A 19,211-nucleotide genomic window follows, 5' to 3' on the forward strand; every position below is an offset into this window, starting at 1 on the left:
GCCCCCATCAGCGTGTGCCATATCGTGGGGGAGTGCTCGGATACTTCGGCCCCGCGGGGACCTTCACACATCAGGCGTTGCTCACCATCACCGACGAGGAGGCCATGCCCTTCGCCAGCGTCCCGGAGGCGCTTGATGCGGTCCGCGAGGGACAGGTGGCCGGAGCCGTGGTCCCGATCGAGAACTCCGTGGAGGGCGGCGTCACCGCGACGCTGGACAAGCTCGGCAACGGCGCCCCGCTGCGGATCGTCGGCGAGGTGGTGATCCCGGTGGAGTTCGGACTCTACGTCCGGGAGGGGACCAAGCTCGACGACGTCCGCAACGTCCTCACGCACGGGCACGCCGCCGCCCAGTGCCGCGACTGGCTCGCGCTGATGCTGCCCGAGGCCACCGTCGTGGAGGCCGGCTCCACCGCCGGCGCCGCCAAGGAGGTCTCCGACCCGCACTCCCGGCACGACGCCGCCGTCTGCGCCCGCGTCGCCGGCGAGATGTACGGGTTGAGCGAACTGGTCCACGGCATCGAGGACAACCCCGGCGCCGTCACCCGGTTCGTGCACGTCGCCCAGCCCGGCCCGCTGCCCGCGCGCACCGGCGCGGACAAGACGACGCTGGTGGCCTACATGCGCGAGGACCACTCCGGTGCGCTGCTTGAGATCCTCGAGCAGTTCGCCGGCCGCGGCGTGAACCTGACCCGGATCGAGTCCCGGCCCACCAAGACGTTCCTGGGCAGCTACTGCTTCAACATCGACGCGGAGGGCCACCTGCACGACAAGCGGATGGCCGAGACCCTGATGGGGCTGCACCGGATCTGCCGCGAGGTCATCTTCCTGGGCAGTTACCCCCGCGCGGACAAGCAGGAGCCCAGCCTGCCCCGCGGCTTCGACGACAAGTCCTTCGCCGAGGCCTCCGCCTGGCTGGCCTCCCTCGAGGACGGGACCGCTTCGCGGGCTGACTAGCATGGCGGGCATGTCCCGCCTGCTGTCCGTGTGCGTCGTCCGCCAGCTCCTGCCCGACCCGGGCTTGGTGGGGGTGACGGCCATCGACAAGGGCCCGGTCGACGGACCCGTCAAGGTGGGCCCGTACGGCCTCTACGCCGACGTGCAGGCAGACCGCAAGCACCACGGCGGCCTGGACAAGGCGCTCTACGCCTACGCGCAGGAGGACGCCGAGTACTGGGAGGCCCGGCTGGGGCGCGAGCTCGCACCGGGGTTCTTCGGGGAGAACCTGCGAACCGAGGGCATCGACGTCAACGCCGCCCGGGTCGGGGAGGTCTGGCGGATCGGGGAACAGGTGCGCGTGGAGGTCACGATGCCCCGCACGCCCTGCCAGACCTTCGCCCGTTGGGTGGGTGGCGACGACGCCCGCGGCTGGGTGAAGCGGTTCTCCGACGCGCGCCGGCTGGGGCCTTACTTGAGGGTCCTCGACAAGGGCCGCATCCAGGCGGGCGACCCCATCGTGATGGAGCACCGCCCCGGCGACGCGCCGACCATCATCGACGTCTACCGGGGTCCGTAGGCGCAAGTTTTCAGCAAGGAATTTCGTTGGGAGTGAACGTCGGTGTAGGCTCCCGAGGATGCTTGGGACCCCACCGTTGGCGCTGAATGCCCGCGAAAGGGCCGCCCTCGCGGCAAACTGGGTCCTGGTGTTGTGGCCCGCAACGCCAATGCCCGACTCGTTGTTGCGTCGGCGAAACCAAGCCGCCTGAAGTAGAAGAGAAAGAACCGAACCCTTGGTCAAGTATCTGGTCCGCCGATTCCTCGGCTGGTTGCTGATGATCGTCGTCGCAACCAACCTCACCTACTTCCTCGCATGGGGCTACCTGGATCCGCGCAGCAACTACGTCGGCCGTCGGCCCCCGCTGAGCGAGCAGCAGATCGTGCAGCAGCTCCTGCCCCGCAACCTCAGTGACACCGTGCCGATCTGGGAGCGCTGGTGGAACTGGATCACCGCCATCGTGACCCGCTGGGACTGGGGGGTGAGCCCCGTCGGCCAGGTGGTCAACGAGCAGGTGGCCTTCCGGATGTGGATCAGTGCCGAGCTGGTGCTGGGTGCCACGATCATCACCACCGTCCTCGGCATCGCGCTCGGCGTCTACACGGCCTCGCGCCAGTACCGCCTGGCGGACCGCATCGGCCAGGCCACGTCGATCGTGACCATGAACATCAACATCGTGGTGGCGGCACTCGGCATCGTGCTGCTGGCCATCGCCCTGAACGACGCCGTCGGCATGCGGATCTTCTACGTCACCGGATCCAGTTCCAGAGGGGTGGAGGGGTTCTTCCCGAAGGTCATCGACGTCCTGCAGCACCTGACGTTGCCGACGCTGGCGCTGGTGCTGATCGGCTACTCCGGCATCCACTTCCTGCAGCGCTCCCTGCTGCTGGACAACATCAAGGCCGACTACGTCCGCACCGCCCGCGCCAAGGGCCTCACCAAGCAGCAGGCCATCCGCCGGCATGCGCTGCGGACCTCGCTGATCCCGGTGGCCACCCAGGTGGCCTTCACCATCCCCACGGTCTTCACCGGTGCGGTGCTGACCGAGACGATCTTCGCGTGGAACGGAATGGGCCGCTACTTCATCGAGACCATCTCCAACAACGACATCCACGGCACCGTCGCCATCGCGGCATTCGGCGCCTTCCTGACCGCGATCGGCGCGCTGCTGGCCGACATCGCCGTCGTCGTCCTGGACCCCCGAGTGAGGGTGAGCTGACACATGTCCGACATGATCGACCCCCAGGTCCACGAGGAAGCCCTCGAGTTCGAGCCTGGCAACGAGCCCGGCTCCCGCAAGCGCCTGTCCAAGTGGACGCTGTACACGCGCCGCTTCCTGCGCAACAAGCCCGCCGTGGGCGGCATCTTCATCTTCGTGCTGCTCGTGCTGTTCGCGATCGTCGGCCCGATGATGACCCCCTACGACCACGTCGAGATGGACTTCCTGAACCTGTCCACCGGCCCCTCGTCGGAGCACTGGTTCGGCACCAACGCCTCGGGCAACGACAACTTCGCCCAGGTCGCCATCGGCCTGCAGCGCTCGCTCATGATCGCCGTGGTGGTCTCCGTCGGCGTGACGGCCCTCTCCGCGATCATCGGCACGGCGGCGGCCTACTTCGGCGGCTGGACCGAGCGGCTCATCCTGCTCGTGATCCACTTCCTGATGGTGGTCCCCAGCTTCCTGATCCTCGCGATGATCTCCAACGACTCCGGCGGCGACTGGCGCGTGATCGCCTTCCTGATGATCTTCGTCGGCTGGTTCTTCCCGGCCCGAGTCATCTGGACCATGGCACTGTCCCTGCGTGAACGCGAGTACGTCCATGCCGCCCGTTACATGGGCGTGCGCGGCTTCCGCATCGTGCTGCGCCACCTGCTGCCGAACATCGGCTCGCTGCTGGTGATCAACTTCACCCTCGGCATCGTCTCCGCGGTCATGACCGAGACCGGCCTGTCGTTCCTCGGGTTCGGCGTGAAGATCCCCGACGTCTCGCTGGGTGCCCTGATCGGCTCGGGTGCGAACACCATCACGAGTGCCCCGTGGCTGTTCTACTTCCCGGCTGCCGCGCTGACCCTGCTGACCGTCTCCATGGCGCTGGTCGCCGACGGCCTGCGTGACGCCCTCGATCCCACCTCTGCCGCAGGAGGCCGTGCATGAGCCCCGTCCTGTCCGTCAAGGACCTGAAGGTCAGCTTCCCGAGTGAGGCCGGCCGGGTCGACGCCGTGCGCGGCGTCACCTTCGACCTCGAGGAGGGCAAGACCCTCGGCATCGTCGGTGAGTCCGGCTCCGGCAAGTCCGTCACGTCGCTGGCCATCATGGGCCTGCTCGACGACAACGCCAAGATCACCGGATCCATCGTCTACGACGGGATGGAACTGCTCGGCAAGTCCGACAAGCAGCTCTCCGCCATCCGCGGCAACGGCATGTCGATGATCTTCCAGGACCCGTTGACCTCGCTGACCCCGGTGTTCACCATCGGCGACCAGCTCATCGAGACGCTCACCGTGCACCGCAAGATGAGCAAGCAGGAGTCCTGGGCTCGTTCGGTGGAACTGCTGCAGGCCGTCGGCATCCCGCACCCCGAGAAGCGGATGAAGTCCTTCCCGCACGAGTTCTCCGGCGGCATGCGCCAGCGTGTCGTGATCGCCATCGCGATGGCGAACAACCCGAAGCTGATCATCGCCGACGAGCCCACCACGGCCCTCGACGTCACCATCCAGGCGCAGGTCCTCGACGTGGCGCAGAAGGCGCAGGACGAGACCGGCGCCGCCATGATCATGATCACCCACGACATGGGGGTGGTGGCCCGCACCGCCGACGACGTCCTGGTGATGTACGCCGGCAAGCCCGTCGAGATGGCTCCGGCCCACGAACTGTTCCACAAGACCCGCATGCCCTACTCCATCGGACTCCTCGGCGCCATCCCGCGCGTGGACAAGAAGGAGAAGGAGCCGCTGATCCCGATCCAGGGCAACCCGCCGCTGCTGATCGGCCTGCCGGACGAGTGCCCGTTCGCGGACCGCTGCCCGATCGCGCTGCCCGAGTGTCGCGCCGCGGAGCCGGCGCTCCTGCCGGTGGCCACCGGTGGCGCCGGGACCCACCTGGCCGCGTGCATCCGCGCGAACGAGATCTCCGACGGCGGCCGCATCGGCGACGGGACGGTCTACCCGATCCCGGAGCGGTTGGAGAGCGAACTCACCCGCACCCCCCGCGAGGAACGCCCCGTGGTGCTCGAGGTGAAGAACCTCACCAAGACGTTCCCGCTGCTCAAGGGCGCGTTCCTGAAGCGCAAGGTGGGCGAGGTGCACGCCGTCAAGGGCGTCAGCTTCGACGTACGCGAGGGCGAGACCATGGCCATCGTGGGCGAGTCCGGCAGTGGCAAGACCACCACGCTGCTGCAGATCATGGACTTCGAGAAGCAGGCCGACGGCGACATCATCATCGCCGGCACCAGCGTCAACGAGCTCAGGGGCGGCAAGCAGGAGCGCCTCCTGCGCCGTGACATCCAGATCGTGTTCCAGGACCCGATGGGGGCCCTCGACCCGCGCATGACCGTCGCCGACATCATCGCGGAGCCGATGCACGCCATCGGGACCAACCGCGCCGAGGCCAACCGTCGCGTCGACGAACTGATGGACCTCGTCGGCCTCGACCCGGCCCACAGCGACCGGTTCCCGCAGGCGTTCTCCGGCGGCCAGCGGCAGCGCATCGGCATCGCTCGGGCGCTGTCCACCAACCCGAAGCTGATCGCGCTCGACGAGCCCGTCTCCGCACTCGACGTGTCCATCCAGGCCGGTGTCATCAACCTGCTGGACGAGCTGAAGGTCAAGCTGGGCGTGTCCTACCTCTTCGTGGCCCACGACCTCTCCGTGGTGCGGCACATCGCGGACCGGGTGGCCGTCATGTACAAGGGCGACTTCGTGGAGCACGGCGACGTCGACGAGGTCTTCGACAACCCGAAGCACCCCTACACCCAGTCGCTGCTGTCCGCCATTCCGGTGCCGGACCCGGACATCGAGCGCGGCCGGGAACGGATCATTTTCGACCCGGACAACATCTGAGTCACGTCTGCGAGCGGCGCCCGTCCCGATCCCGGGGCGGGCGTCGCCCCTATTCAGGGGCCACAATGGGGCAGAAATCCACGCCTACGATCACCGTCCGATAACAGTTTTCCTCGATGCCCCCAAATAGTTCGAGATGTGGACAGGTTGCGAACTATGCTCCCGGTCATGACATGCGCCGAAAGGCGAAAGGAGCAAAATGAAGCAGCCAAAGCTGCTGAGGGCCGTTGCCCTCAGCGCCGCCGCAGTTCTGGCACTGAGTGCCTGCGGTAGCGACGAACCCACTGACGAGACCACTGGCGAGCCCGAAGAGACCGCCACCTCCACCGAGGAGACCCCCACCGACGGCGCCACCGACGAGGGCGAGGGTGAAGGCGAGGGCGAAGGCGAAAGCGTTGCCGCTGCCGACTACAACCCGCAGCCCCGCGAGGCTCTCGCGCAGGGCGGCGTGGTCAACTTCCCGATCAACGAGGTCCCGGCCCAGCTGAACCCGTTCAACTCCGACGGTTCGGCCGACACCGCACGCATCGCTGCGTGGTACCAGCCGCAGGTCCTCCTGCAGGAGCCCGACGGCACCCCCTACAAGCACGACGCCTACCTCGACGAGTGGACCAACGAGATCGTCGACGGCAACACCGTGCTGACCTTCACGTTCACCGAAGAGGCCACGTGGAACGACGGCACCCCGATGGACTGGACCGCCATCGACGCCACCTGGAAGGCGAACCGCTCCAACGACGAGGGCTTCAACCCGAACGCCACCGACGGCTACAAGGCCATCGCCTCCGTCGAGCAGGGTGACACCCCGAAGACCGCCATCGTCACCTTCGACGGTGAGTTCGCATGGCCGCAGATGCCGTTCCTGACCGGCATCCTGCACCCCGCCGTGAACACCCCCGAGATCTTCAACGAGGGCTACATCGACGAGCTGCACCCCGAGTGGGGCGCCGGCCCGTACAAGGTCAAGGAGTTCGACCCGAACACCGACTTCGTCTCCTTCGAGCCGAACGACAAGTGGTGGGGCGACGAGCCGATGCTCGACGAGGTCACCTTCCGCGGCATGGAGGCATCCGCCTCGATCAACGCGTTCCTCAACGGTGAGATCGACATCGTCGGCACCGGCACCAAGGACCGCCTGGCCCAGGTGGCGGACATGGAGGGCGTCGTCACCTACCGCGCCCAGCAGACCGCCAACACCCTGATCCAGGTGGACGCCGACAAGCCGCAGTTCGCCGACATCAACGTCCGCAAGGCCTTCTTCATGGGCATCAACGTCGAGCAGCAGAAGCAGATCGCCTGGAACGGCCTCGACTACACCGAGCCCCCGGCCGGTTCGTTCACGCTGTTCTCGTTCCAGCCCGGCTTCAGCAACTCGCTGGAGAACGCCGGCCTGTCCTACGACGTCGAGGGCGCCAACGCCCTCCTCGACGAGGCCGGCTGGACCCTCGGTGACGACGGCATCCGTGAGAAGGACGGCGAGAAGCTGTCGGTCGTCTACCCGATCTTCTCCGACGACCCGACGCAGGAAGCCCTCGCGAAGGCCCTCCAGGCCCAGCAGAAGGCCATCGGCATCGACGTCCAGATCGACGTGCGTGCATCGTCCGACTTCTCGAACGACTACACCACGAAGAACTGGGACGTCGTCGGCCTGCGCTTCACCTCCTCCGACCCGTTCGGTGCCGCCTGGTTCTGCCAGCTGTACTGCTCGGACTCCGGCCTGAACCTCTCGGGCACCGGAACCCCGGAGATCGACGAGCGCATCCACAACGAGCTGGAGACCCTGCCCACCGCCGAGGAGCAGACCGCCAAGGCGATGGAGATGGAGGCGGAGATCTTCGCCGAGACCTGGGGCATCATCCCGCTGTACAACGGCCCGTCGATCTCGACGGCCAAGGAGGGTCTGGCCAACCTGACCCCCGAGCCCTACGTGGGCCTGGATCTCTTCGGCGTCCAGCCGGTTGAGAACGTTGGTTGGGAGGCCTGAGGCTAGTTCCTCGGACTGAACCCGGAAGCGGGGCCGGTGGTTTCGACCACCGGCCCCGCTTCTCGTTCTTCCATGCCCCGAAGTTCCCCACCCCAGTTGCCCTGAGGTTCCTCATCTCCGGTTGCCCTGAGGTTTCCCACCCCCCGAGTTGCCCTGAGGTGCGAGCGGCAGCGAGCCTCGAAGGGCGCCCCCGCGGGCACCCGACGCCCAGCGCAGCCGACGGGTCAGCGCGGCAGCCGCAGGCTGAGCGCCCCGGGCAGGACCTCGAAGTCGAGGACGCTCGCGGTGCCGATGACGTCGCCGTCGAGCTGGTAGAGCTGCTCGGTCTCCAGCTGGATGCGCACCCGCCGGCCGGTGGCGCGCACCAGGGATTCGGGTTCACGGGTCCGGGTGATCACCGCCGAGGCCATCTGCGTCAGCTCGAGGCGGGTGGTTGGGGAGGCGACGAGCACGTCGAGGATGCCGTCGTTGGCGCTCGCCTCGGGAACGAGGGTGAGCCCGGCCTGCAGGTCGGAGACGTTGCACACCATCGTCAGTGAGGCGTCGGCGCGGATGGGGTCGCCGTCGTCGATGGTGACCGTCGTGGCCATCGGGTTCACCTTGATGTGGTTGAGGGCGGCGGCCACGTAGGCGCCCACGCCGATCTGCTTCTTGAGCTCCTCGTCGGTGTCGTTCAGCACCGCCGCGTCGGCACCGACCCCGCACATCACGACGGCATGGTCGTCCTCGCGGCCGGACGTGCGCACGCACAACACGTCGATCTCTCCGTTGCGGCCGTCCAACGCGATGTCCAGGGCGCGGTCCAGGTCGCTGGGGATGCCCATGTTCCCGGCCAGCAGGTTCCCGGTGCCCGACGGGAGGATTGCCAGGACCGCGTCGGTGCCGGCCAGGGCCCCGCACACGATCCGCACGGTGCCGTCGCCGCCGGCCACGAGGATCAGGTCCGGTTCACCTGCGAGCGCCTCCCGCGCCATCGCGCGGCCGGAGTCGTCGACGGTGGTGGACAGCCACACGGGCGGCTCCCAGCCGCGCTCCGAGAGACGTCGCTCCACCAGGTCCTTGAAGATGGTCTGGTCTATCACCTTGGTGGGGTTGAAGATGACGACGGCGCGGCGGCCAGTGCCGTCGGCGAGTGCACCGCGAGGTTGTTGGACACCGCAGACGAGGCACGCCAGCGATGCGGTCAGGCCGCCCAGCAGGGCGCCGCCGACGACGTCGCTGACGTGGTGCGCGCCCATCAGCACCCGGTCCGCGGCCAGGACCGCAACGGCCAGCGGCCCGCAGATGCGCGCGGCCAGCACCGTCGCCGGACTACGGCGAGCGACGGTCACCACCACCACGACGAGGATCGCGGCTGCCGTGACCGCGGCCAGGTGCCCCGACGGGTACGACCACCCCTGCTGGGTGATCATGTGGTCATACGGTGACTCGGGGCGCTGGCGTGCCACGAGTTCCTTGGCCAGCGCTGTCGCACCGAACGTCAGTGCGACGCACAGCGCCAGGGCGGCGGCCAGGCCCGTGAGCCGGCGTCGCGCGGCCCAGAAGGCCAGGCCGAGCATGACGGTGAAGACCAGCACGGGGGTCGTGAAGATCGACACGGCTGAGCCGATCTGACCCAGCCAGTGCTGTGGCGGCGGCGGTTCCCACGGCCACAGCGAGTCCAGGGAGCCGAGGTTCGGCAGCAGCGCGGTCCACGCGATGAACGCCACGGCGAAGGCAGCGGCGAAGCCAATCGTGAACCGCGCCCGGTGCCAGTTGTTCATGCTTGATTCTCGCACTGAGTAGGCTAAGCCGCATGATCGATCCGAAGTGGCTGCGCAACAACCCTGACCTCGTCCGTCGCTCGCAGGAAGCGCGCGGCGAGTCCGTCGAGATCGTCGACGAACTGCTCTCCGCCGACGAGGCGCGCCGCTCCGGGATCGCCGCCTACGAGTCGCTGCGCGCCCAGCAGAAGGAGCTCGGCAAGTCGGTGGCGAGGGCGCAGGGCGAGGAGAAGGCGGAGCTGCTGGTGCGCACCAAGCAACTGGCAGCGGACGTCAAGACCGCGCAGGCGGCCTCCGATGCAGCCGGTGAGCGCTTCGACGAGCTCATGGCGCAGGTGGGCAACATCGTCCTCGACGGCGTCCCGCGCGGCGGTGAGGACGAGGGCACCATCATCGAGACCGTCGGCACGCCCAGGGACTTCGCGGCGGAGGGCTTCGAGCCGCGCGACCACCTGGAGATCGGCGAGCTGCTCGGCGCCATCGACATGGAGCGCGGCACCAAGATCTCGGGCTCGCGGTTCTACGTGCTCACCGGGGTGGGCGCCCAGCTGGAGTTCGCGCTGCTGAACCTCGCCATGGCGAAGGCGACGGAGTGGGGCTTCACGCAGATGATCCCGCCGGCGCTGGTGAAGCCGTCGGCGATGGCCGGCACCGGCTTCCTCGGCCAGGCCGCGCAGGACGTCTACCACCTGCCCGACGACGACCTCTACCTGGTGGGGACCTCCGAGGTAGCCCTGGCCGCCTACCACTCGGACGAGATCCTGGAGGCGGACACCCTGCCGCGCCAGTACGCCGCGTTCAGCCCCTGCTTCCGGCGCGAGGCCGGCTCGCACGGCCGCGACACCCGCGGCATCTTCCGCGTCCACTGGTTCGACAAGGTGGAGATGTTCGTCCACTGCCGCCCCGAGGACGCCGAGGAGTGGCACCAGAAGCTGCTCGGGTTCGAGAAGGAGTTCATCAGCGCCCTCGAGGTCCCGTTCCAGGTGCTCGACGTCGCCTCGGGCGACCTCGGCCTGTCCGCCGCCCGCAAGTACGACTGCTACGCCTGGCTGCCCACCCAGCAGCGCTACCGCGAGATCACCTCCACCTCGAACTGCACCCAGTTCCAGGCCCGCCGCCTCGGCATCCGCTACCGCGGCGAGAACGGCACCGAGCCGGTGGCGACGCTGAACGGCACCCTGTCCGCGATGACCCGGATGATCATCATGCTGCTTGAGAACCACCAGCAGGCCGACGGCTCGGTCCGGGTCCCGGAGGCGCTGCGCCCCTACCTCGGAGGGCTCGAGTTCCTCACCGTCGCCGCATGAGCTTCACGCCCAAACTGGTGGCCCTGGACATCGACGGCACCCTCGTCGACGCCACCGGACGCATGCCCGAGGACCTGCGCGCCGCCGTGCGCGCCATCGCCGACGGCGGGGTCCCCGTCGTGCTGTCCACGGGACGCTCCTGGCTGGCGACGGAGCCCATCGCCGAACACATCGGCCTGCCGCCGCAGTTCTCCGTCGTCTCCAACGGTGCGATGGTGGTGCACAGCCCGCCGCTGGAGATCGTGTTCGAGGAGCGCTTCGACCCGGCGCCCACGCTCGCAAAGGTGGCCCAGCGCGTGCCCAAGGCGCGCATCGCGGTCCAGGACGGCCTGCACTGGCGGGTCAGCCAGGAGTTCCCGGAGGGGGAGTTGCAGGGCGAGGTGGTGGTGGAACCGCTGGCGGAGTTGTCGTCGCGCCCCGTATCGCGCATCGTGATCCGGGACCCCGACAGCACCGACGAGGACTTCCTCGCCCAGGTGGGCGACCTCGGCCTCCACGAGGTCTCCTACTTCATCGGCTGGTCCGCCTGGCTCGACATCGCCCCGGAAGGGGTGGACAAGGCCCACGGCCTGCAGCGCGTGGTGGACGAACTCGGAATCGCCCCGGCCGAGGTGCTGGCCATCGGTGACGGCCGCAACGACCACGAGATGCTCACGTGGGCGGGCCGCGGCGTCGCCATGGGGGACGCCGCCGAGGAGACGCAGGCCGTGGCCGACCACGTCACGGGTCGCTTCGACGACGGCGGCACCCTGGCCGAACTCAGCCGCTGGTTCTGACCCCGGACGAAACGGACCCCCGAGCCCATCCGGCTCGGGGGTCTGTCGTTCTGCGGGGGTCTGGGGTCAGGCAGCGGCGCTCCGGCGGCTGCCGTGCACGACGTCGGCCGCAACTTCCATGACCTCTTGGGGGGTCACGGTGCGGGTGTCGCTCTGGCGGACGGGAAGGCCCTCGCGCTCGATGCGGCGGAGGTGGCGCTTCACCGTCGAGACGGAGCAGCCGACGCGGGCGGCGATGGCGCTCAGTGGCTCGGTGGGGTTGGCCATGCGGAGGCGGTGGATCTCGGCGCGGTCGAACTGGCGGCCGGAGGTCACGCCTGCGTAGGAGTCGAAGTCGTCGTCGTCGAGGCTGACCCCGAGTCGGGCGCGGATCTCCTGGCGCTGGCGCTTGGTGGTGCCGGCGACGAAGCCCGTCACGTCGAACTTGGTGACGGCGTCGGTGAGGCACTGGGCCTGCAGGGGGCACTCGGCGCACATCTTCTCGGCCTGGGTGCGCAGCATCGCCTGCTCGCGCCGGTTGGCCTGGCTGCTGACGCTCTGGGTCTCGTCCAGAAGCGGGTGCAGGTAGATGTTGCTGAACTCAACGCACGCGGTGGTCTGCTGGTCCGTGTCGACTGTCACTAGAGGCTCCCTTCCATCCCCCGAGCTTCCTTCGAGGGCCTGATTGGACTGTCTATATCCAGAGTGACGGAAGTCGGATGCGATGGGCAGACGAAATCGTGGGGGCAACTACCCGTCTTGATTGGGTACTCATTACCCATGGATTTAGGTACGGGTACTCATTGGAGGGTGTGTCGCAGACTGGCTCCCGACAAGGGCAGATGTTCACCTTGCGTTCACCTTCGGGCCACAGTACCTAGTCAGGGGGTCATCGATGGTCCTTGATGTCGGGTATTTCTCCGAGTCATGTCCGCCGCCGGGTACTCACCCGGTTCCCGGCCCCTGGGTACCCACCCGTCGGGCTGGTCCTGGCTAGTAGATTCGACGAGGCAACGAAATCTGTCATCGAAGAGGAGACTCACATGGAGTACCGCAAGCTCGGCAACTCGGGGTTCAAGATCAGCGCAGTCACCTACGGCAACTGGCTCACGCATGCCTCGCAGGTCGAGAACGAGCGGGCCCACGCCTGCGTGCGGGCCGCGCTCGACGCCGGCATCACCACCTTCGACACCGCGGACACCTACGCCAACACCGCCGCCGAGGTGGTGCTGGGCGAGGCCCTGAAGGGGCAGCGCCGCGAGTCGCTGGAGATCATGACCAAGGTCTACTTCCCGACCGGCCCCAAGGGCCCCAACGACACCGGCCTGTCCCGCAAGCACATCCGCGACAGCATCAACGGGTCCCTCACCCGCCTGCAGACCGACTACGTCGACGTCTACCAGGCCCACCGCTTCGACGTCGAGACCCCGCTCGAGGAGACGATGCAGGCCTTCGCCGACGTCGTGCGCCAGGGCAAGGCGCTCTACATCGGCGTCAGCGAGTGGACCGCGGACCAGTTGCGCGCCGGCCACGCCCTGGCCGCAGACCTGGGCATCCAGCTCATCAGCAACCAGCCGCAGTACTCCATGCTGTGGCGCGTCATCGAGGGCGAGGTGGTCCCGGCGTCGGAGGAACTGGGCATCTCGCAGGTGGTCTGGTCCCCGGTGGCGCAGGGCGTCCTGACCGGCAAGTACCTCCCGGGACAGCCGGTCCCCGAGGGCAGCCGCGCCACTGACTCCAAGGGCGGCCAGAACATGATCTCCCGTTGGATGCGCGACGACGTCCTCACCGCCGTCCAGGGCCTGAAGCCGATCGCGGACGACCTGGGCCTCACCATGGCGCAGCTGGCCGTCGCCTGGGTGCTGTCCAACCCCAACGTCGCCACCGCCATCATCGGGGCGTCGCGGCCGGAGCAGATCGCGCCCAGCGCCGAGGTCAGCGGCACGACGCTGGACGCGGACGTGCTGGCGCGCATCGACGGAGTCCTGGGTGACCTCGTGGAGCGCGACCCGGCCAAGACCACCGTCCCGGAGGGCCGGCTGAGCTGAATTCCGGCCCGGGTCGGACCTCCGGGCCGGGGTCACGCCCGGGTGCCCCGGGGCGGTGGTGACGAGAGCCGACGACACGCCGAGGGACTGGCCTCCAGCGCAGGTCAAGCGGCGTGTCGGTGGAGGTGGTCACCAAGCGCTCCAGGCCCCCGCAGATGAGACTCGGCCGACACCGCGGCCGTGGCCGTCCTTGAGGATGATCGGGGGCGCGAGTGTTGTCAACGGACCGTGCGGTGTTGTCACGCTCCCTATCGGTGTTGCCACTTGCGTGGTTGGTGTTGGCAGATCGTCCGTTACGGTGGCTCCGCGGCCGCTCCCACCGTTGGGATGGGCGGGTGAGTACAGCAGAGGTGATGGCAGCCGCCCGGGGCGTGGTTCGGATGAAGGACCATCGCAGCCTCCGAACCAGCTTCTGGCGAAACCTGAAGTCGGGGAGGCTGGTGCAGGCGCTGCCGGGAATCGCGATGGTAAGGGAGTTGGCCGAGGACCCGCGTGCGTGGATCCGGGCCGTCAACCTCTGGAACCCGAATGCGGTGATCGCGGGATGCGCCGCGGCGAGCATCACTTTCGACACTGAGATCCCGCTCACCACCGTCAGCGTCCACGTGAAGGATCGGATCGACGATCGTGGACCACTGCGATTCATCGCCGGCCAACCGGATTCGGACCTGCTCGAGTGGAAGGACGGAATCCAGGTCACCGGGCCGGAGGCCACCGCGCTCACGGCCGGACTCGAGGGACAGCTACGTCCCGGCACTGAGGCCCTGCGTCTGGGTGTCACGACTCCTGGGAAGATCCTGGATGCCGCAGAGGGGTGGACACTGCGCAGCAGGCGGGCGGCGCGTGCCGTGGCCCTCGACCTCAGCGGCAACCCATGGTCGCCGGCGGAGGTGGACTTCCACCGGTTGCTCCGCAAGGCAGGCATCCAGGGATGGCAGGGGAACCAGGCCGTCTGGCTCGGCGGATCCAAGTTCGTGCCGGATGCGAGCATCCATGCTGCCAAGATTGCGTTCGAAGTGAACAGTGTCGAGCACCACAGCTCTCGGGAAGCGATGGAGCAGGACGCCTCGCGCCTGAACACCTTCCTGGCGCACGGTTGGCGGAGCTACGCATTCATCCCCAGCCAGATCCGCGACTTCGAGGCGGAGACCATCGAGTTCCTCCGGAGTGTCGTCTGGAAGCGGCACCGGCTGTCCGCGTGACGGCCGTCGGGGAGCGTTCGCCCTTGACCGCCACCGGCGCGCTGCCGGTGCTCCGAGGCCGTGGTGACCAGAGCCGGTGACACGCCGCGGGACTGGCCTGCAGTGCAGGCCACGCGGCGTGTCGGCGGAGCTGGTCACCACCCTTTCGGGAGCCCCGGTCAGGGGGCCCAGACCGCGGTGGCGCCGGAGTGGCCGGTCAGGCCGATCAGCACCAGCGACGCCAGCGCGGCGAGCATGCTGACGGCCACGGTCACCAGCCAGAGGGCACGCGACCGCTTCGGCCGCCGGTCCAGCCACACCAGCACCGGGACGGTGACGGCCAGGGCGATGGCGGGGAAGGGCGCGAGCATGCCCCACCGGCTGTGGGCCTGGGCGGCAGGGGTGCCGCCACCCATGGAGTCGATGAAGTCCTGCCCGGAGATCCGGGCGCCCAGGGCGGCGAGCGCGGCGACGACGGCGAGTCCGACGAGCAGCCACCCCTGCCGCTCCCGCGCAGCCGGCCAGAACGCAACCACCAGGGCGCCGATCGCGGCCAGGGGCACGAGGACGACGGCGGCGTGCACGACGAGGGGGTGGAGGGGCAGGCCGAATACTTCCATCCGGATCACCCACCCACTGCTTCGCCGTCGCGGTCCAGCACGAACCACACGCCCTGCACACCTTGTCCGGTGGTCTGGCCGGGCTCGGTGTCCTGGACCCAGTAGTACAGCGGCCAGCCGTTGTACGTGGCCTGGACGGTGCCGTCGGGCTTGGTGAACGAGCCCAGCTTGGAGTCGTCGACGCCTTCGCCCGCCGTCGGGACCCCCACCAGCGGTGGCCAGTTCACGAGGCACTGCCCCTCGCAGGTGCTGGCTCCGGAGCCGCGGGTGTCGTTGGTGAACAGGTAGAGGGTCATCCCGTCGCCGTCGACGAGGATCTCGCCCAGGTCGGACTCGGCCATGGTCAGCGCGAGTACGCCACCCATGGGGCTGGCCGGCTCCGTGCCGGGATCGGTCTCGGCCGGGTCCGTGGCGGAATCGGTCTCGGCCGGTGACTCCGCGGGATCGGTTGCGGCCGGGCTCTCCTCCATGGTCTCGGCGGCGGTGGTGGCGGGTGGTGCCGGCTCGGTGGCCGGTGGGGTCCCGGACTCGGTGGCGCCGGTGCAACCGACGAGCACCAGGACGGTCAGTGTCGCGCCGGCGGCGCAGAGCGTTCCTGCAAGTGACACCATGGTCTCCTCCTGACCTCGAGAGGTGGTCACAGGGTGGTACGCAGGAAAAGGCTCCAGGGATGGCGCTCCGGCGCAATCCTTTCGGCCCGCACGGACGTACCACGCGACGTGAACCTGTTTCCGCTGACCGACAGGGCGGGCGACGCGGCGCTGGTCGCCGGGATGGCGGTCGACGACGAGTCGGCCGCCGTGGCGTTCGTGCGCCGGTTCCAGGCACGGGTCTTCGGGCTGGCGGTCTCCATCACCCACGACCGCGCGCTCGCGGAGGACATCGCACAGGAGGCCTTCCTGCGCGCCTGGCGCGCCGCGTCCACCTTCGACGCCAGGCGCGGCTCGGTGCTCGCGTGGCTGTTGACCATCACCCGCAACCTCGGGATCGACGCCCTGCGCGCCCGCCGCAGCATCCCCGTCGACGGCGCGGACCTGGACCTGCTGGTGGCACGGACCCTCGCCGGCGGACTGCCCGACGGGACGGCGGGCCGGGTGGAGACGCTCGCGGCCCGGGACCGGCTCCGGTCCCTTCCGGAGGAACAGGCCAGGGCCGTGGTGCTGGCAGTGATCGGAGGCCTCACGGCCAAGGAGGTGGCCGCGCGGGAGCGGATCCCGCTGGGCACCGCCAAGACCAGGATCCGCACCGGACTGCTCCGGCTGCGGCAGGCGATGGAGGCAGAACATGACTGACGAGCGACACCTCGACGACGAGGAACTGCTGGACGTCGCCCTCGGAGCCGGCGACGGCACGGAGACCGCGCACCTGGCCGACTGCCCGGAGTGCCACGAGCGCTATCGCGAGCTCGACGCGGGGGTGCGCAGCATGCTGGCGGCTGCGCCGTCGGTGGCCCCGCCGGCCGGGTTCTCGGGCAGGGTCCTCGCAGCCCGTGCCCCGCGCGCCCGGAGCCGTCGGGCCACGTTGCTGGCCGCCGCCGCCGCGGTGGTGCTCGGACTGGCTGCCGGGGTGGGTGGCACGCTGCTGCTGACCCGCGACGGGCCCCCGGCCACCGCGCCGCGGGCCGACGCCGTCTCGACGCTCGTCACCGGCGGCGGGGACGTGGTGGGCACCGCGGCCCTGACCGACCTCAGCGGCCGCCCCTACGTGATGCTCAGCATCTCCTCCGGTCGGCCGGGCGCCAGCTACGACTGCGTCCTCGTCGACGCCGCCGGCGGCCGCACCCACGGCGGGTCCTGGACCCTGGGCGACGGCTACGGCAGCTCCCGCGGCGCGGGCGTGTGGATGGTGCCCGTGGAGGGCGAACCCCCCGTAGGCGTCGAGCTGGGGTCGGGGCCGGACCAGGTCTGGGCGCGCGCGGACTTCTGAGGCCGGGATGCCCCGGTGCGTGGCTAGGCTGCCAGCCATGCCCGAACCCACAATGGTTGCCACCGCGGACCACCTCCATGTCGGGCGGATCGCGATGCCCGCGTGGCAGGCCGCCGTCGAGCACCTCGCCGCCGGGGATGCCGCCGGGGCCGGGGACGAACTGCTACTGCAGTGGCGGGCCGCCGGGGTCCTCGACGAGGCCTCGGCGCTGGCGCCGGACTGGGAGCGGGCGATCGACGCGCAGGCCCGGGCCAAGGTGGCACTCACGCTGGTGGCGCGCCACGGCGACGTCGCCTTCCTCACCAACCTCTACGCCTGCCCGGAGCAGGAGTGCGCCGTGGCGGTGACGGTGCGGGCCACGGTGGGGCAGGGTCGCAGCATCGACGTCGTCAACCCCCAGGCCGAGGTGGCCTGGGCGCCGCTGGCGTCGGTGTGGCCGCTGCTGCGGCGCGTGCTCCCGCCCGAGGGGGCAATGCGTGCCGACGCCGCGGGCGCCGGGACGGAACCGGAGCGGCTGGAGCCCACGCCGGAGGCGCTCGTCGAGGCGGATGCCGCCGGGAGCAGCGTGTTCGTCTTCGCCGTCGACGCCGCCACCGGGGCGAGCGAGGACGTCGCCTGGTACGTGGCCGACGGCGCCCTCCACCGGCTGCGCGCCCGCAGCCACGAACTCCACCGGGTGGCTCCGGGCGACGTCGCGGCAGGGCTCGCGGACACCGTCGCCCGCCTGCTGGCCCAGTAGCTGTTCGGATTCTGGAACGCCTCTTGCGCACGCCAGTTCAGTAAGGTTAGCCTTACCGTGAATTAAGCAACTCATCTGCTGCTTAATGCTCGCACCGGATCCACGGGTTCGGCTGCCCGGGCAAGGCCACAGCTCGGACCGGCAGTGGCGGCGCGTATCGGGGTGGGACCTTTTCCGCGCCGCCACTTCGGTGACCCAACGATATTGAAGGAACAGCTTTTGAACCACCAGATCTCCCGCCGACTCCTGCTCAGCACCTCCGCGGTCACGCTCACCGGTGCCCTCGCCGCCTGTTCCACCGGCCCGACCACGGACCAGGGCACGCCGGAGCCGGACACCCCCGAGGAGACCACAGCGGGGACCGAGACCACCGCGGCGGAGGAGGGTGGCGAAGGCGCCGGGGCGTTCCCGCGCACCATCACCCACCAGTACGGCGAGACGGTCATCGACGCCAAGCCGGAGCGCGTCGCCTCCGTCAGCTGGGTGAACCAGGACGTGGCCCTCGCACTCGGGGTGGTGCCCGTCGCGATGGCGGCCGTCGAGTACGGCGCCAACAGTAACGGCTCCACCGACTGGATGGACGCCAAGCTCGCCGAACTGGGCGCCGAACTGCCCACCACCTACTCCGAGGCCGACGGCCTCAACTTCACCGGGATCGCCGCGGCCACCCCGGACCTGATCATCGCGGCCTTCTCCGGCATCACGCAGGAGGACTACGACAAGCTCAGCAAGATCGCCCCGGTCATCGCACCGCCCGAGGGTGCCCTCGCCTTCGGGACTTCCTGGCAGGACTCCACCCGGATCATCGGCGAGGCCCTCGGGCTCGACGACGTGGCCGCCGACGTGATCGCCGAGGTCGAGGCCGCGGTTGCGCAGACCGCCGAGCAGTACCCGGGGATCCAGGGCAAGACCTATCTCTACGGCTCCGTGGACCCGGCCGCCGCCGAGCAGATCTACCTCTACACCGACGTCGACAACCGCCCGCGCTTCCTCAACGCCCTCGGCATGGCGCAGGCCCCGGTGGTCACCGAGAACTCCTCCGACGAGGACGGCTTCTACATCACCTGGTCCCCGGAGCGCGCCGACGAACTGGTCTCCGACGTCCTGGTCACCTGGGCCATGGACGACTCCGTGGGGGAGGCCATCAAGGCCGATCCCCTGCTGGGGGCCATCCCCGCCGTCGCCAACGACGCCCTCGTGATCCAGACCGACAACCACTTGGTGCTGTCCGTGTCCGCCGCCTCCCCCCTGTCCATCCCGTGGGCGCTCGAGAACGTGCTGCCCGAGATCGCCGAGGCCGTGGAGGGCGCCGGGCAGTGAGCCCGACCCCTCGGG

General features: G+C 69.3%; 18 protein-coding genes. 14 read left to right on the top strand and 4 right to left on the bottom strand.

The window, feature by feature from the left end; all coding sequences use genetic code 11:
* The first annotated feature begins 32 nt into the window (after nucleotides 1-32).
* From pheA to ACYU7G_RS03575, 6 genes are all read left to right on the top strand, one after another.
* A complete protein-coding gene (pheA, locus tag ACYU7G_RS03550) occupies nucleotides 33-956 on the top strand; it encodes a prephenate dehydratase (protein WP_461104826.1) in 924 nt (307 codons plus the stop codon).
* Between the two features lie 10 nt (nucleotides 957-966).
* Nucleotides 967-1,515 (top strand): MOSC domain-containing protein, encoded by a 549-nt coding sequence (locus ACYU7G_RS03555; RefSeq protein WP_461104828.1) that lies wholly within the window; start codon nucleotides 967-969, stop codon nucleotides 1,513-1,515.
* Nucleotides 1,516-1,729: 214 nt separating this feature from the next.
* Nucleotides 1,730-2,713, top strand: a complete 984-nt coding sequence (locus tag ACYU7G_RS03560) for an ABC transporter permease (RefSeq protein ID WP_461104830.1) — start codon at nucleotides 1,730-1,732, stop codon at nucleotides 2,711-2,713.
* A 3-nt stretch (nucleotides 2,714-2,716) separates the two neighbouring features.
* Nucleotides 2,717-3,649, top strand: coding sequence for an ABC transporter permease (locus ACYU7G_RS03565; protein WP_461104832.1), 933 nt, complete (start codon nucleotides 2,717-2,719; stop codon nucleotides 3,647-3,649).
* On the top strand, nucleotides 3,646-5,553 hold the full coding sequence (locus tag ACYU7G_RS03570; protein WP_461104834.1) for an ABC transporter ATP-binding protein: 1,908 nt from the start codon (nucleotides 3,646-3,648) through the stop codon (nucleotides 5,551-5,553). The genes ACYU7G_RS03565 and ACYU7G_RS03570 overlap by 4 nt, the downstream gene beginning before the upstream one ends.
* A gap of 199 nt (nucleotides 5,554-5,752) precedes the next feature.
* Nucleotides 5,753-7,537, top strand: a complete 1,785-nt coding sequence (locus ACYU7G_RS03575; protein WP_461104836.1) for an ABC transporter family substrate-binding protein — start codon at nucleotides 5,753-5,755, stop codon at nucleotides 7,535-7,537.
* Nucleotides 7,538-7,761: 224 nt separating this feature from the next.
* Here the strand turns inward: ACYU7G_RS03575 and ACYU7G_RS03580 are convergent, their stop codons facing one another.
* Nucleotides 7,762-9,300, bottom strand: a complete 1,539-nt coding sequence (locus ACYU7G_RS03580) for a bifunctional phosphatase PAP2/diacylglycerol kinase family protein (RefSeq protein WP_461104838.1) — start codon at nucleotides 9,298-9,300, stop codon at nucleotides 7,762-7,764.
* A gap of 32 nt (nucleotides 9,301-9,332) precedes the next feature.
* Between ACYU7G_RS03580 and serS the strand changes: the two genes are divergently transcribed.
* Nucleotides 9,333-10,607 carry a serine--tRNA ligase gene (gene serS, locus ACYU7G_RS03585; protein ID WP_461104840.1) on the top strand — a complete coding sequence of 425 codons (1,275 nt, stop codon included), beginning with the start codon at nucleotides 9,333-9,335 and terminating at the stop codon, nucleotides 10,605-10,607.
* Between the two features lie 14 nt (nucleotides 10,608-10,621).
* A complete protein-coding gene (locus ACYU7G_RS03590; protein ID WP_461105142.1) occupies nucleotides 10,622-11,383 on the top strand; it encodes an HAD family hydrolase in 762 nt (253 codons plus the stop codon).
* Between the two features lie 66 nt (nucleotides 11,384-11,449).
* Here ACYU7G_RS03590 and ACYU7G_RS03595 read toward each other — a convergent pair whose 3' ends face one another.
* Nucleotides 11,450-12,004, bottom strand: coding sequence for a WhiB family transcriptional regulator (locus ACYU7G_RS03595; RefSeq protein ID WP_461104842.1), 555 nt, complete (start codon nucleotides 12,002-12,004; stop codon nucleotides 11,450-11,452).
* A 401-nt stretch (nucleotides 12,005-12,405) separates the two neighbouring features.
* Here ACYU7G_RS03595 and ACYU7G_RS03600 point away from each other — a divergent pair, with 401 nt between their 5' ends.
* Both ACYU7G_RS03600 and ACYU7G_RS03605 read left to right on the top strand, forming a co-directional pair.
* Nucleotides 12,406-13,410: an aldo/keto reductase family protein gene (locus ACYU7G_RS03600; RefSeq protein WP_461104844.1), complete on the top strand. Its 1,005-nt coding sequence runs from the start codon at nucleotides 12,406-12,408 to the stop codon at nucleotides 13,408-13,410.
* 335 nt (nucleotides 13,411-13,745) lie between these two features.
* Nucleotides 13,746-14,612, top strand: a complete 867-nt coding sequence (locus ACYU7G_RS03605) for a hypothetical protein (protein ID WP_461104846.1) — start codon at nucleotides 13,746-13,748, stop codon at nucleotides 14,610-14,612.
* A gap of 158 nt (nucleotides 14,613-14,770) precedes the next feature.
* Here ACYU7G_RS03605 and ACYU7G_RS03610 read toward each other — a convergent pair whose 3' ends face one another.
* Complete coding sequence (locus tag ACYU7G_RS03610) at nucleotides 14,771-15,211, bottom strand: DUF2231 domain-containing protein (protein WP_461104848.1); 441 nt, start codon at nucleotides 15,209-15,211, stop codon at nucleotides 14,771-14,773.
* A gap of 5 nt (nucleotides 15,212-15,216) precedes the next feature.
* Nucleotides 15,217-15,819, bottom strand: coding sequence for a COG4315 family predicted lipoprotein (locus ACYU7G_RS03615; protein WP_461104850.1), 603 nt, complete (start codon nucleotides 15,817-15,819; stop codon nucleotides 15,217-15,219).
* Nucleotides 15,820-15,930: 111 nt separating this feature from the next.
* Here ACYU7G_RS03615 and ACYU7G_RS03620 point away from each other — a divergent pair, with 111 nt between their 5' ends.
* The 4 genes from ACYU7G_RS03620 to ACYU7G_RS03635 all read left to right on the top strand — a co-directional run bounded on the left by ACYU7G_RS03620 (nucleotide 15,931) and on the right by ACYU7G_RS03635 (nucleotide 19,196).
* Nucleotides 15,931-16,503: an RNA polymerase sigma factor gene (locus ACYU7G_RS03620; protein WP_461104852.1), complete on the top strand. Its 573-nt coding sequence runs from the start codon at nucleotides 15,931-15,933 to the stop codon at nucleotides 16,501-16,503.
* Nucleotides 16,496-17,137 (top strand): hypothetical protein, encoded by a 642-nt coding sequence (locus tag ACYU7G_RS03625; RefSeq protein ID WP_461104854.1) that lies wholly within the window; start codon nucleotides 16,496-16,498, stop codon nucleotides 17,135-17,137. The genes ACYU7G_RS03620 and ACYU7G_RS03625 overlap by 8 nt, the downstream gene beginning before the upstream one ends.
* Before the next feature lie 37 nt (nucleotides 17,138-17,174).
* Entirely contained in the window at nucleotides 17,175-17,876 is a 702-nt protein-coding gene (locus tag ACYU7G_RS03630; RefSeq protein WP_461104856.1) for a hypothetical protein, read from the top strand.
* Nucleotides 17,877-18,095: 219 nt separating this feature from the next.
* On the top strand, nucleotides 18,096-19,196 hold the full coding sequence (locus ACYU7G_RS03635; RefSeq protein WP_461104858.1) for an ABC transporter substrate-binding protein: 1,101 nt from the start codon (nucleotides 18,096-18,098) through the stop codon (nucleotides 19,194-19,196).
* Nucleotides 19,197-19,211 lie beyond the last annotated feature (15 nt).

The sequence above is a fragment of the Tessaracoccus terricola genome (genome assembly GCF_054776555.1).

What these genes read in the sequence shown, in the direction of transcription:
- ACYU7G_RS03555 (WP_461104828.1), top strand. Translation starts at nt 967, where the DNA reads ATGTCCCGCCTGCTGTCCGTGTGCGTCGTCCGCCAGCTCCTGCCCGAC.
- ACYU7G_RS03565 (WP_461104832.1), top strand. Translation starts at nt 2,717, where the DNA reads ATGTCCGACATGATCGACCCCCAGGTCCACGAGGAAGCCCTCGAGTTC.
- ACYU7G_RS03570 (WP_461104834.1), top strand. Translation starts at nt 3,646, where the DNA reads ATGAGCCCCGTCCTGTCCGTCAAGGACCTGAAGGTCAGCTTCCCGAGT.
- ACYU7G_RS03575 (WP_461104836.1), top strand. Translation starts at nt 5,753, where the DNA reads ATGAAGCAGCCAAAGCTGCTGAGGGCCGTTGCCCTCAGCGCCGCCGCA.
- ACYU7G_RS03580 (WP_461104838.1), bottom strand. Translation starts at nt 9,300, where the DNA reads ATGAACAACTGGCACCGGGCGCGGTTCACGATTGGCTTCGCCGCTGCC.
- serS (WP_461104840.1), top strand. Translation starts at nt 9,333, where the DNA reads ATGATCGATCCGAAGTGGCTGCGCAACAACCCTGACCTCGTCCGTCGC.
- ACYU7G_RS03600 (WP_461104844.1), top strand. Translation starts at nt 12,406, where the DNA reads ATGGAGTACCGCAAGCTCGGCAACTCGGGGTTCAAGATCAGCGCAGTC.
- ACYU7G_RS03610 (WP_461104848.1), bottom strand. Translation starts at nt 15,211, where the DNA reads ATGGAAGTATTCGGCCTGCCCCTCCACCCCCTCGTCGTGCACGCCGCC.
- ACYU7G_RS03625 (WP_461104854.1), top strand. Translation starts at nt 16,496, where the DNA reads ATGACTGACGAGCGACACCTCGACGACGAGGAACTGCTGGACGTCGCC.
- ACYU7G_RS03630 (WP_461104856.1), top strand. Translation starts at nt 17,175, where the DNA reads ATGCCCGAACCCACAATGGTTGCCACCGCGGACCACCTCCATGTCGGG.